Below are 13672 nucleotides of genomic sequence, written 5' to 3'. Positions count from 1 at the left end.
TAAGCTTAAGAAAATTTTGTAGACTATTACATATATTCATAATGAAATGCAATGATAGGGAAGAGTACAACGAACTAGTTCTTCAGAGAGGAAACCATTTGGTGGGAGGTTTCTAGAAAATAGAGTTGGAATGTCGCCCTTGAGCAGTGACTTCGAAAGCAAAGCTTTTGGTGATTAGAAGTTACCGGATGATCCGTTATCTTTTTTAAGTGTGTCAGTTAAACACAAGTTTTTTCTGACAAAAAAAGGTGGTACCGCGAATTCAACTCCATTCGTCCTTTTCAAGGATGAGTGGAGTTTTTTTATTTTTCAATAATTATTAGAGGAGATGAATCCGAATGGAAACTACAAAAAAATCATTACCAACAAAATATGATCCGAATTTAGTTGAAAAAGATCGTTACCAATTTTGGTTAGATGGGAAATTCTTTGAAGCACAAGTGGAATCAGAAAAGCCGAAATATACAATCGTAATTCCTCCACCAAACGTAACTGGAAAATTACACTTAGGTCATGCTTGGGATACAACATTACAAGATATCTTAACTCGTACTAAACGAATGCAAGGTTATGACGTACTTTATTTACCAGGTATGGACCATGCTGGTATTGCTACACAAGCAAAAGTTGAAGCGAAATTAAGAGAAGAAGGCTTATCAAGATATGATTTAGGACGTGAAAAGTTCCTAGAAAAAGCTTGGGAGTGGAAAGAAGAATATGCTTCTCACATTCGTTCTCAATGGGAAAAAATCGGTTTAGGTTTAGACTACTCCCGTGAACGATTCACATTAGACGAGGGTCTATCTGATGCAGTAAAAGAAGTATTCGTTAAGCTATACAACAAAGGCTTAATCTATCGTGGTGAATATATCATCAACTGGGATCCAGCAACAAAAACAGCTTTATCAGATATCGAAGTTATTTATAAGGATGTTCAAGGTGCATTCTACCATATGCAATATCCATTAACAGACGGAACTGGAAAAATTCAAATAGCAACTACTCGTCCTGAAACAATGCTTGGAGATACTGCTATTGCGGTTCATCCAGAAGACGAAAGATATAAATCAATGGTTGGTAAAACAGTTACACTTCCTATCGTTAATCGTGAAATTCCAATTATTGCTGACGATTATGTTGATATGGAATTTGGTACTGGAGTTGTAAAAATTACTCCTGCCCATGACCCGAATGATTTTGAAGTTGGAAACCGTCATGACTTACCTCGTATTCTTGTAATGAATGAAGATGGTACGATGAATGAAAAAGCAGGAAAATACAATGGTATGGATCGCTTTGAATGCCGTAAACAAATCGTTAAAGATTTACAAGAGATGGGTGTTCTTGTTGAAATCGAAGAACATATGCATTCTGTAGGTCATAGTGAACGTAGTGGAGCGGTTGTTGAGCCATATTTATCAACTCAATGGTTTGTTAAAATGCAACCACTAGCTGATGCCGCTGTAGCATTACAAAATTCTGATGATAGCGTAAAATTTGTACCGGATCGTTTTGAAAAGACGTATCTACGTTGGATGGAAAATATCCGTGACTGGTGTATTTCACGCCAATTATGGTGGGGACATCGTATTCCGGCTTGGTACCATAAAGAAACTGGTGAGATTTATGTAAATCAAGAGCCACCAGCTGATATTGAAAATTGGAATCAAGATAACGACGTTTTAGATACTTGGTTCAGTTCAGCATTATGGCCATTCTCAACATTAGGTTGGCCAAATGAAGAAAGTAAGGATTTCCAAGCTTACTTCCCAACAAATGTATTAGTAACTGGTTATGATATTATTTTCTTCTGGGTATCTCGAATGATTTTCCAAGGAATTGAATTTACTGGTAAACGCCCATTTAACGATGTTTTAATTCATGGTTTGGTACGTGACGAGCAAGGACGTAAAATGAGTAAATCACTTGGTAATGGTGTTGACCCAATGGATGTTATTGAGAAATATGGAGCAGATTCATTACGTTACTTCTTAACAACAGGAAGTTCACCAGGTCAAGATTTACGTTTCAGTATTGAGAAAGTTGAGGCTACTTGGAACTTTGTAAACAAAATTTGGAATGCTTCTCGTTTTGCTTTAATGAATATGGAAGGCTTCACATATGAAAATATCGATTTAACGAAAGAAAAATCTGTTGCTGATGAATGGATTTTAACTCGTTTAAATGAAACAATTGAAAGTGTAACATCTTTAATCGATCGTTATGAATTTGGTGAAGTTGGCCGTGTACTTTATAACTTCATTTGGGACGATGTTTGTGACTGGTATATTGAAATGGCAAAGATTCCTTTATACGGTGACAATGAAGATGCAAAAAATATGACACGTTCAGTTCTTGCACACGTACTAGAAAGCACAATGAAACTTTTACATCCATTTATGCCTTTCGTAACTGAAGAAATTTGGCAATCTCTACCTCACAAAGGGGAGTCTATTACAGTTTCTGCTTGGCCAACAGTTAAAGAGGAATTAACAAATAAAGAAGCTTCTGAAACAATGAAAATATTAGTTGAGTTAATTCGTTCAGTACGTAATATTCGTGCAGAAGTAAACACACCAATGAGCAAAAAAGTTCAACTAATGATCTCTGCAAAGGATGAAACGATTGCAGCTGCATTAGAAGAAAATCGTTCATATATTGAGCGCTTCTGTAATCCAGAAGAATTAACAATTTCTACTAACCTAACTGCACCAGAGAAATCGATGTCAGCAGTAATTAGTGGGGCAGAGCTTTATCTTCCTCTAGAAGGTTTAATTAATCTTGAAGAAGAGAAAAAACGTTTAGAGAAAGAATTAGAAAAATGGACTAGTGAAGTTGAACGAGTTCAAAAGAAATTAAGTAACCAAGGATTTGTAGCGAAAGCTCCTGAATCAGTTATTGAAGAAGAGCGTCGTAAAGAGAAAGATTATCTTGAAAAACAAGAATCTGTAAGAGCTCGAATTGCAGAACTAAGTAAATAAGTAATTTAAGCAGTTAATCTGCAATAGAAATTAGTTAAAAAAAACGACGAATTGAGTTAATGATTCGTCGTTTTTTACTATAAAGGTAGGGTTAAGATGGTTAATACATATGAGGAAGCACTGAAATGGATGTATAACAGAACAAAATTTGGCATTGTACCTGGACTACAAAGAATGGATGAAATGCTAGTTAGACTAGGTAATCCTCAGCTAAGTGTCAAAGCAATTCACGTCGCAGGAACGAATGGAAAAGGCTCTACAATTACTTTTCTTCAAAGTATTTTATTAGATGCAGGGTATACTGTAGGAACTTTTACATCACCATATATATTAGATTATCGTGAACAAATCATGTTCTGCGGTGAAATGATTAGTAAACAAGAATTTATTCAACTAGTAAACTGTATGATTCCAGTTGTTGAAGAAGTTGAACAGTTACCATGTGGTGCGCCAACTGAATTTGAAATCATTACAACTATGGCTTTTTACTTCTTCGGAAAAATAAAAGAACATGACATGTTTTTAATTGAAGCTGGTTTAGGTGGGTTAGAGGATTGCACAAATGTAATGACACCTCTAATTAGTGTCATTACGAGTATTGGCCACGATCATCAACAAATTCTTGGTGAAACAATAGAAGAAATCACTAAGCATAAGGCAGGAATTATTAAAAAGGGAATTCCAATTGTTACAGCAGAATTGAAAGAAAAAGCTTTAACGATTATTCAAAATGCCGCAATCAAAAATGAAGCTGATTATTTTGAGTATGGTAATCATTTTTTTGCTTCTCCATTGAAAGATTCACTTTATGAAATGTTTAATTACAAAGGCAATGGTAGGTTAATTGAAAATATTGAGTTATCAATGCTAGGGCACCATCAAATTAGGAATGCTTCTTGCGCAATCTGTGTTGTTCAATTATTACAAAATCAATATGGAATGAAGTTTAGTGAAGATAATATAAAAAGAGGATTAAAAATAGCACTAAAAGCAGGAAGATTAGAACGAATAGCTTCAAATCCTATCATTTATATTGATGGCGCACATAATGTTGAAGGAATTAAAAGTTTAGTGGAGACGATGAATAACCGTTTTCTTGATAAGGAAATAAAGATTCTGTTCTCTGCCCTGAAAGATAAAAATACTCGAGAGATGTTAAAAGAATTACGAGAAATAACAAATAATATTGTCATGACTACTTTTGATTTTCCTAGAGCGATGAATAAGGAAGAATTAATTTCGAATGCTAGTACACTTAATATAAAATATGAAAGTGATTTATCTGTTGCAATCGATAAGAATATAAAGGAAATGCAGGAAAACGAGATATTGTTAATAACCGGTTCTTTATATTTTATCTCGGTAGTAAGAAGATATTTACTAAAAAAATTCGCTTAGAATTGTAAAGGAGGGCCCATAATCTTGATTAGTAAGCATAGTAATAGGTTGATTTGGATCGCATGGATTGTTCTAATGCCAATCATAATTTATTATGCTAATATGGCTAGCCCTCTTAGACAAATAGATCGTTCAAATTTTTTAATTATAATCGCGTTATTTCTAATTGTAGCCAATATGCCGATTAAAATTAATGATGCTACATTTTCTTTTATTTTCGGAATCTCAATATTGGTGTTTTTATCGTATGGTTTAGTTGCAGAACTTTTAATAAGTCAATTGGCCTATTCGATTCTGTATATAAGATTAAGTATTACAAAAAATACTCTCTACCGAATGCCGCTTAATTCGTTAATGTTTGCATTATGTTCTATTGGTAGTGCACTACTTTATTATTTAGTTGGGGGAAAGATTGAACCTACTGGAACTAAAGAAATATTGAATAGCTTATTTCCAATCCTCATATACACACTAGCATCTTTTTGGATTAATCAAATCGTTATTTATTTTATTACGATTTATTTATATAAAAGAGAAATGAAATTGATAAATAGGGAATTTAAGTGGGATTTGTTTATCTATTTATTAATGTATCCAATTGGAATAAGTCTTTATTTAATGCTAGAGACAAAAGGATATATTACGATAATCTACATAACGATTTACTATATCATTTTAATGATTATTCTAAACTCTTTATCCTCTGCTTTAAATATGAACAAATATTTAAGGCAAACAATGAAAATCAGTCAAAAACTTTCTCAAAGAATGGAAGAAGAGCAAGTAATCGATGAGTTTTTTGAACAATTAACTACTTTAATTCCAGTTTCATATGGGAATTTATTTATAGTCGAAGATAAATCACTTAAATTAATAAGATATTTTCAAAATAAATGTGATGAAAAAATATTTAGTTGTCCTTACTTTGATACGCTTGAAGGGTCAATCTCTCAAAAAGTATTTTTTGAAAAAAGAAGATATAGTTTTAACAGACGATCACAATGGTACACCAATGATCATTTGAAATTTTTAGAAGCAGAAAGTTTATTATCAATCCCAATTATAAAAAATCAAGAAGTAGTTGGTGTACTCACAATTGCATCGGAACAAAAAAATGCATTTGAAAAATACCAAGTAGTTTTGATCGAAATCCTTGCATTATATCTCGTAATTGCAGTTGAAAATGCAAGGTTTTACTTACAAACAAAAATCAGAAGTGAAACTGATGCTTTAACCGGCTTATATAATTTTGAATATCTCGAATCTAAAATTAAAGAAGAATTTGAACGGTTGAAAACATTCAAGATAAAGACAATTTCATTACTTCTTATTGATTTAGATTATTTTAAAAGAGTGAATGACAGGTACGGTCATCAAGCAGGTAATGAAGTATTATTTGAAGTTGCAAGTCGGATTAAAATGGTAGTGAAGAAAAGTGGTTTAGTTGCTCGTTTTGGTGGAGAAGAATTTTCAGTACTGCTTGTAAATCATAGTGACAGAGAAACATATGATTTAGCAGAAGAAATTAGAAAATCGCTAGAAACTATTCCATTTTACATTACAAATCATCTGACTAACGAAGATCAAAAGATTAAGTTAACAGTAACAGCAAGTATAGGTGCAGCAGTTGCACCATTTGTGGCGATAGAACCGTCAGACTTAATTCGATGTGCAGACAGAGCTATGTATTCAAAAGCAAAAAATGCTGGAAGAAATAAAGTGGCAATGTATAGCAAATAACCACCGGGAATCCTACGGTGGTTATTTATTTATGTAGATAAGAAATGAGCAAGTTTTTGTAATTTTTTGTTGCACGATACCTGTTTGTCCTCGACAAATGTCGGCGTGTTTTTCTGGGATTATATGTTAGTATTTTTTTACGTTTTAAAATAAAGTAGTAGGAGGATTCATATGGACAAGTCCTCAAAGATATCAATTAAAATTAATGGCGAGGAAAAAGCGTTTAAAGAAGGTTCCGTTAATTCCCAAAATCAGGTAGAGGAGAAGAACGGGGAATTTGGATGGGTTTTACCAACTCCTGATGGGTTAGGTAAAAAAGTAATCGTTTTAGATGATGTTAAAAAGAAGAAAAAGAATAAGCCAGAGCAAAAGGTGAAGGAGAAAAGGAAGATTTCTTTTTTCACAAAGAAGTCACCTTCAAAAAGTATTATTATTTCTATAATAGGAGCAAGTTTAATAGGACTATGTTTTGGGTTTGTATTTTTAGGGATATTTAAACAATCAAAGCCAGATGCACTTAACACAACTAAAAATAGTGTATCGGTTTCTGGTACAGCAACGAACCAAGTCCAAATGAAGATTCCAGCAGTGAAGTTTGATCTAGCACAAGTTGGAATGTATAAAAGCATGGAATCAGCGAAGAAAAATGAAAAAGAAGTATCTACAAATGGCTTTACCCCCGTCATTTATGAAAAAAATAATAATTTTTTCGTCGTTATTGCCTTGAGCGGGAAAGATAGCACGTTTCTAGCAGATGAAGTTAAGAAAAAATTTAAAAGTACTTATTTAAAAGAAGAAACAGTTGGAGGGCAAATATACAAAGGCCCAAAACAATCAGTAGATATGTATAAAGCTGAAGTGGAAACATTTAATTTTATGTTATCGTATTTAACAGATAATAACTTTAATAATGAAAAACAACTTGAACAAATAAGCTCAACGATGTTAATTCTAAGTAAGCAAAAAGATTATATTAAAAATAAACAATTACTAAGTGGACTTAAGCACTTACAAAACATCGAAAAAGTAATGTCCTCAAGCAGTAAACAAAATCTAAATAAAGTAACCCAATCAGTCCAATACGACATGTTATCCTTATTTAAAATATTAAAAGAACAAAAAAATACACTAACAAATTAAATTTTTGTTAGTGTATTTTTAGTTTGTTGAAATATAAAATAGTCAATAGAGTAAACGTACTCTAAGTGATCAGTTATTATTGATTAAATTATCATTTTTTGATGATTTATTCTTGATTTTAAATTTTAAAATGTTTGAGCAATTTTTTATTTCAACAACACTAGTAATGTTTTTTTTGAAGTTGAAAATATTATGAGCTAATTCAAAAAACAAATTCGATCTATTAGATTGTAAATTAATTAGTTATTATTTGACTACAAACAGTTTATTAAACAGCCGTTATATTACTTTAAGTAAAGGCTATTTGATTAGGTTTTTATTGCAAACTTTTTTTGATGAAAAAGTTGATTGGAACGGAAGGGTGCTCGACTCCTATGGGATTAGCGGGAAGGCTGAGACCCCGCAGGCTTGCCGAGGAGGCTCAGGTCTCGCCCCATGGAAAGCGAGCATCCTGTAGTGGAAATCAACATCACTCTACTCCTTTACGTAAATTTGATAATAAGTTTGAAGATTATTTTTTAGCAGCGTGAATGCACTGACAAATTATTTTTGTTAGTGTATTTTATATTACAAATTGAATGAAAGAAATTAATATTTATCATTAAAAATTTCTTATTGTAATTTATATCTATTCAAATTTTAAGCAAAATTTATTCTGAAAAGACTGGATTTAGACATAAAATATATAAAAATGAAATTTTAATATTAGGGTATTTTAATACTTAACAAAACTTTCATTTTTATTACATTTTAATAACGAATAGACAACGAAAAGTGTTTTTTACTAATTTGTGTTATAGTGATTACTTGGGTAGGATAGTCATGTATCCTTCCTTTTAAAAAAAAATAATAGGTGAATGAAATGAAAAAACTTATATTAGCCTCTGCATCTCCTCGAAGAAAAGAACTTCTTAGCATGTTAAATATCCCTTTTATCATTGCAACTAGTGATGTTGAAGAAGTAATGGAGCAGAACTTGCAGTCTTCTGAGATTGTATTGAAATTGGCGGAAGAAAAAGCTATAGATGTATCTAATAAATTTCCAAATGCAGTAGTAATCGGTGCTGATACGATCGTTACTTATAATGATAAAAAACTAGGTAAACCTACCTCAAAAGAAGATGCATTTGCCATGTTAAAAATGCTATCTGGAAAAACACACGAGGTTTTTACTGGAGTTTCAATTATTAATGAAGGTAAAAGTAGTAGCTTTTATCAATGTACAAAAATTACCTTTAGTGAACTAAGTGATCAAGAAATAATTGATTATATCAATACGAATGAACCGATGGATAAAGCTGGTTCTTACGGCATACAAGGATATGGCGGAACATTTGTAGAGAAAATAGACGGCGACTATTATTCTGTTGTTGGACTTCCGATCAATAAAGTTAAGAAAAAACTAAGAGAACTAAATTTTTAACTTTTGATTTGAGGTGATACTTTGTCAAATTCGGTTCTCATTAAAGATTTTCCGAAAGATGAAAGGCCAAGAGAGCGATTGTTAACATTTGGTCCCGGTAGTTTGTCTAACCAGGATTTACTTGCGATCTTATTAAGAACTGGGACAAAAAATGAATCGGTTTTAAAAGTTTCAAACGAACTTTTATTGAAATTTGATGGACTAAGATTATTAATGAATGCGTCTGTTGAAGAAATATCTGATATTAAAGGTATCGGTGAAGCAAAAGCTGTACAGCTAATTGCTGCCTTTGAATTAGGAAAAAGAATTAATCGACTTCAATATGACGAAAGATTTATTATTAAAAGTCCAGATGATTGTGCAAAATTTATGATGGATGAAATGCGATTTCTTGAACAAGAACATTTTGTATGTTTATACTTAAATACGAAAAATCAAGTTATTGCCCGCGAAACTATTTTTAAAGGTAGTTTAAATGCATCGATTGTTCATCCTCGTGAAGTTTTTAAAGAAGCTTTTCGTAGATCTGCAAGCTCGATAATTTGCTTACACAATCATCCGAGTGGGGATCCTACTCCAAGTCGAGAAGATATCGAAGTAACAAAACGATTAGTTGAATGTGGAAAAATAATTGGAATCGAATTACTAGACCACATCATAATTGGTGAACATAAGTATGTCAGTTTAAAAGAAAAAGGTTACGTTTAAGGGTGTTCATTAGTAACTAATTGTTTTATAATGTAAGTTATGGATAAAAACCTGTTATTTACTAACGATAAGAGAATATAGTATAGATACTTTAAATATGAATTTAAGTTGTAAGTTTTAGAAAGGGAGATACATATGTTTGGATTAGGTGGATTTACTCGTGATTTAGGAATAGACTTAGGTACGGCAAATACTTTGGTCTTTGTAAAAGGAAAAGGAATAGTGGTTAGAGAACCTTCTGTTGTTGCTTTAAGGACGGATACGAAACAAATTGTTGCTGTAGGTGGCTCAGCAAAACTAATGATTGGTCGTACTCCAGGAAATGTTGTTGCAACTAGACCAATGAAAGATGGTGTAATTGCTGATTTTGAAACAACAGCAACAATGATGAAGCATTATATTGATCAAGCTCAAAAAAGTAACGGATTTTTCTCACGTAAACCTTACGTAATGGTATGTGTACCATCAGGTATTACTGCTGTTGAAAAAAGAGCCGTTATCGATGCAACAAGACAAGCTGGTGCACGCGATGCATTCTTAATTGAAGAACCGTTTGCTGCTGCAATTGGTGCTAATTTACCGGTTATGGAACCGACAGGTAGTATGGTTGTTGATATCGGTGGAGGAACAACTGAAGTTGCAATTATCTCATTAGGTGGTATCGTTACAAGTCAATCGATACGTACTGCCGGTGATGATATGGACGAAGCGATCATTCAATATATTAAAAAGAACTATAACTTATCAATCGGTGAACGAACTGCCGAACAGTTAAAGCTTGAAATTGGTTCAGCTATTAAAAGTGAATCAGATGAACAAATGGATATTCGTGGTCGTGATTTAATTTCAGGTTTACCTAAAACAATTACAATCCATGGAGAAGAAATTGCAACAGCATTAAGTGATACAGTTGCGGCAATTGTTGAATCTGTAAAAAATACATTAGAGAAAACGCCACCTGAGTTATCAGCAGACATTATTGATCGTGGAATCGTACTTACAGGCGGTGGAGCACTTCTTCGTAATATTGATAAAGTAATTGCTCAAGAAACAAATATGCCTGTAATAGTTGCAGAAGACCCTCTTGACTGTGTTGCAATGGGGACAGGTAAAGCGTTAGATAATATCGATATTTTCAAAAAGAATTTCGGTGCAAATTCAAATCAATATCGATAAAATTGAATTGAAAATGTTTTAAAAAATAAGCTAGTTTTCTAAAAAAAGTGAACTACTATATAAGTTCTTTAATAAGAAGATTAGTTGAAATTTGTAATCCTCACTATAATTAGTGAGGATTACATTCATGAAATCGTTAGAACAAAAAGTTGAATTGTTATAAGAGGGTGTAAGAATGCCACAATTTTTTCAAAATAAACGTTTAATGATTGTCTTAGCTGCTATTATCTTACTAGTGGCACTTCTAGGTTATTCTTTAAGAAGTAATAGAAACCTTTCAATTCCTGAGCAGTTTATTAAAGATACAGTAAGTCTGACTGAAAAAGTATTTAATAAGCCCGCACAACTTATTGCGGGTTTATTTAATAATATTGCGGACTTAAAAGATACATATGATGAAAATCAAGTTTTGAAAAGTAAGCTCGATAAATATGTTGAATTATCTGTACGTGAGAAAGCATTAGAAAAAGAAAATAAAGAATTAAAAGACATGATTGGAATTAAAAAAAGCTTAAGTGATTATGATACATTTCAAGCTACAGTAACGATAAGAGATCCGGATAAATGGCAACAAATTATTACCATTGATAAAGGATCGATAAGTGGTATTGAAAAAGAAATGGCAGTTATCACTTCTAAAGGCTTAATTGGTAAAGTTAAAAATGTTTCTAAATTTTCATCCACTGTACAATTATTAAGTTCTTCAGATCGCACAAATCGAATTTCTGCTAAAATTCAGCAAAAAGATACGGTTTTTGGTTTGATAGAAGGTTATGATGTTGAGAAACAAGCTTTATTATTCAAACGAATTCCTTCAAATGCAAAAGTAAAAAAAGGACAAATTGTTGTGACTTCAGGTCTTGGTGGTGTTTTCCCAGCTAATCTTCCAATAGGTAAAGTTGAGGAAGTTGTGCCTGATGAACATGGGCTAACACAAACAGCTTATATTAAACCGCAAGCAGATTTTAATGACATAAATCATGTGCTAGCTGTAAAGCGTTCAATTGATCAGCCACAGAAAGGAGAGTAATTAGTAAATGAGTAAGTATGGTTTACCTCTCCTTTTAACATTTCTGTTTATATTAGAAAACATTTATGTATCAACTGTATCGCCAAACATTCTTGGTCATAATGCGATTATTGTTCCACATTTTTTATTTTTTGGTTTATTATTTATTACATTATATTACGATCCGAAGAAGGCACTTTTTTATGGTGTTATCTTTGGATTCATTTATGATATTGTTTATACAGAGATTATAGGTATATATTTAGCTGCTTTTCCGTTATTTATCTTTTTAATAAGTCAAGCAATTAAAATACTTTATGCGAATTTATTCGTTCGAAGTATTCTTGTTTTAATATGGACTGTAGCCTTAGAATATTTAGTATACGGATTAAATGCGTTGTTCGGATTTACTAATATGAATAATCTATACTTTTTGAATCATCGATTATTGCCGACATTATTACTGAATGCACTATTTATATTAATTTTTGCATATCCTTTTTCATCATTATTAAGAACAATTAGTGAAAATAATGAGGAAAAATAAAGGATTTTTCGGGTGCATGTCGAATTATACAATCGGGGTGAACACTTATCATGGAACAGAGGCAACAATATGTTACAATAAAAGGAACGAAAGATGGTCTAACACTGCACCTCGATGATACATGTTCTTTTCAAATTTTAGTAGATGAAATTGAAGAAAGACTGTCTACCCACTTGTTTGAGAGCAATGATCGTCCCTTACTTGCAGTTCGTTTAAAAATAGGAAATCGTTTTTTATCTCCCGAACAAGATGAAATTATTCGTTCAATTGTTCGTAAAAAGAATAATCTTGTGGTTGAAACAATCGAAAGTAATGTGATTTCGAAACAAGATGCTATTGAATGGATGAAAAGGGAGGAAATTGTACCTATTTGTAGAATGGTAAGATCCGGTCAGATTCTCCAAGTGAAAGGTGATTTACTGTTAATCGGTGATGTTAACCCAGGTGGAACTGTTATTGCGGGTGGAAATATCTTTATTATGGGTGCACTAAGAGGTACTGCTCATGCCGGTTTTAATGGTAATAAGGAGGCAGTTATTGCGGCATCAATAATGAGACCAATGCAGTTGAGAATTTGCAGCATAATGAACAGAGCACCGGATCATTATGGTGATGAAGGCAATGAGATGGAATGCGCGTATATAAACGAAGACAGCCAAATCATTGTCGATCGCATACAATTTCTGACTCATCTTAGACCTAGTTTGACAAGGTTAGAAAGGGGCATGATGTAACTGTGGGAGAGGCTATAGTAATTACATCTGGTAAAGGTGGAGTTGGTAAAACAACTACATCAGCAAATTTAGGAACAGCATTAGCGATGTTTGGAAAAAAAGTGTGCTTAATTGACACTGATATCGGCCTACGTAACTTAGACGTTGTCATGGGATTAGAAAATCGCATCGTCTATGATTTAGTGGACGTTGTTGAAGGGCGCTGTAAAACGCATCAGGCATTAATAAAGGATAAGCGTTTTGAATGTTTATATTTATTACCTGCTGCACAAACAAGCGATAAAACTGCTGTTTCTCCTGAACAAATGAGAGAGCTTGTTGATGAATTAAAAAAAGACTATGATTATATATTAATAGACTGCCCTGCTGGTATTGAACAAGGATATAAAAATGCAGTAGCAGGTGCAGATAAAGCGATCGTTGTCACAACTCCTGAAGTTTCTTCAATTCGTGATGCAGATCGTATTATTGGATTATTAGATCAAGAGGATATTGAACCTCCTAAACTAGTAATCAATCGTATTAGAAGTCATATGATGGAAAATAGAGATAGCTTAGATGTTGATGAAATTACTTCAATGTTAGCTGTAGATTTAATTGGTATTGTCCAAGATGATGAAAACGTTATTAAGGCAACTAATAGTGGTGAACCTGTAGCGATGAATCCAAATTCAAAAGCTTCTATCGCATATAGAAATATTGCAAGAAGAGTGCTAGGGGAATCTGTACCATTACAATCATTAGAGACTGAAAAGAGTATTTTCTTTAAAGTGAAAAAATTATTTGGCATCCGATAACACTTCGTAAAAAGCGAAG

General features: G+C 32.6%; 11 protein-coding genes and 1 other annotated feature. All 11 genes read left to right on the top strand.

Annotation, left to right across the window (positions count from 1 at the left end; genetic code table 11):
• Positions 1-42 precede the first annotated feature (42 nt).
• Positions 43-283, top strand: a binding site (T-box leader).
• Positions 284-338: 55 nt separating this feature from the next.
• The 11 genes from BM319_RS11670 (at position 339) to minD (ending at position 13653) form a co-directional block, all read left to right on the top strand.
• Complete coding sequence (locus BM319_RS11670; RefSeq protein ID WP_069035189.1) at positions 339-2981, top strand: valine--tRNA ligase; 2643 nt, start codon at positions 339-341, stop codon at positions 2979-2981.
• A gap of 96 nt (positions 2982-3077) precedes the next feature.
• A complete protein-coding gene (locus BM319_RS11665) occupies positions 3078-4379 on the top strand; it encodes a bifunctional folylpolyglutamate synthase/dihydrofolate synthase (RefSeq protein ID WP_091022747.1) in 1302 nt (433 codons plus the stop codon).
• Positions 4380-4403: 24 nt separating this feature from the next.
• Positions 4404-6119, top strand: a complete 1716-nt coding sequence (locus BM319_RS11660; RefSeq protein ID WP_091022746.1) for a sensor domain-containing diguanylate cyclase — start codon at positions 4404-4406, stop codon at positions 6117-6119.
• Between the two features lie 171 nt (positions 6120-6290).
• Positions 6291-7259, top strand: a complete 969-nt coding sequence (locus tag BM319_RS11655) for a hypothetical protein (protein WP_091022744.1) — start codon at positions 6291-6293, stop codon at positions 7257-7259.
• An 862-nt stretch (positions 7260-8121) separates the two neighbouring features.
• On the top strand, positions 8122-8682 hold the full coding sequence (locus tag BM319_RS11650; RefSeq protein WP_091022742.1) for a Maf family protein: 561 nt from the start codon (positions 8122-8124) through the stop codon (positions 8680-8682).
• Between the two features lie 21 nt (positions 8683-8703).
• The gene (gene radC, locus BM319_RS11645; protein ID WP_091022740.1) at positions 8704-9390 is read left to right on the top strand and encodes a RadC family protein; all 687 of its coding nucleotides are present in this window, start codon (positions 8704-8706) and stop codon (positions 9388-9390) included.
• A 135-nt stretch (positions 9391-9525) separates the two neighbouring features.
• Positions 9526-10566: a rod shape-determining protein gene (locus tag BM319_RS11640; RefSeq protein ID WP_069035183.1), complete on the top strand. Its 1041-nt coding sequence runs from the start codon at positions 9526-9528 to the stop codon at positions 10564-10566.
• A gap of 175 nt (positions 10567-10741) precedes the next feature.
• On the top strand, positions 10742-11596 hold the full coding sequence (gene mreC / locus BM319_RS11635) for a rod shape-determining protein MreC (RefSeq protein WP_069035182.1): 855 nt from the start codon (positions 10742-10744) through the stop codon (positions 11594-11596).
• Between the two features lie 7 nt (positions 11597-11603).
• Complete coding sequence (gene mreD / locus BM319_RS11630; RefSeq protein WP_069035181.1) at positions 11604-12122, top strand: rod shape-determining protein MreD; 519 nt, start codon at positions 11604-11606, stop codon at positions 12120-12122.
• 47 nt (positions 12123-12169) lie between these two features.
• Positions 12170-12856, top strand: coding sequence for a septum site-determining protein MinC (gene minC / locus BM319_RS11625; RefSeq protein WP_056472554.1), 687 nt, complete (start codon positions 12170-12172; stop codon positions 12854-12856).
• 2 nt (positions 12857-12858) lie between these two features.
• Positions 12859-13653, top strand: coding sequence for a septum site-determining protein MinD (gene minD, locus BM319_RS11620; RefSeq protein WP_056472557.1), 795 nt, complete (start codon positions 12859-12861; stop codon positions 13651-13653).
• Positions 13654-13672 lie beyond the last annotated feature (19 nt).

This window comes from Bacillus sp. UNCCL81 (assembly GCF_900112535.1).
In the GTDB taxonomy this organism is placed as follows: Bacteria; Bacillota; Bacilli; order Bacillales; family Bacillaceae_G; genus Gottfriedia; species Gottfriedia luciferensis_B.
The sequence above is the reverse complement of the archived record's forward strand: the minus strand, read 5'-3'. Positions and strand labels throughout refer to the sequence as shown.

Excerpts from the sequence above, each read along its gene's own strand:
- BM319_RS11655 (WP_091022744.1), top strand. The coding sequence starts at position 6,291 with ATGGACAAGTCCTCAAAGATATCAATTAAAATTAATGGCGAGGAAAAA.
- mreD (WP_069035181.1), top strand. The coding sequence starts at position 11,604 with ATGAGTAAGTATGGTTTACCTCTCCTTTTAACATTTCTGTTTATATTA.
- BM319_RS11665 (WP_091022747.1), top strand. The coding sequence starts at position 3,078 with ATGGTTAATACATATGAGGAAGCACTGAAATGGATGTATAACAGAACA.
- BM319_RS11670 (WP_069035189.1), top strand. The coding sequence starts at position 339 with ATGGAAACTACAAAAAAATCATTACCAACAAAATATGATCCGAATTTA.
- BM319_RS11650 (WP_091022742.1), top strand. The coding sequence starts at position 8,122 with ATGAAAAAACTTATATTAGCCTCTGCATCTCCTCGAAGAAAAGAACTT.
- mreC (WP_069035182.1), top strand. The coding sequence starts at position 10,742 with ATGCCACAATTTTTTCAAAATAAACGTTTAATGATTGTCTTAGCTGCT.
- BM319_RS11640 (WP_069035183.1), top strand. The coding sequence starts at position 9,526 with ATGTTTGGATTAGGTGGATTTACTCGTGATTTAGGAATAGACTTAGGT.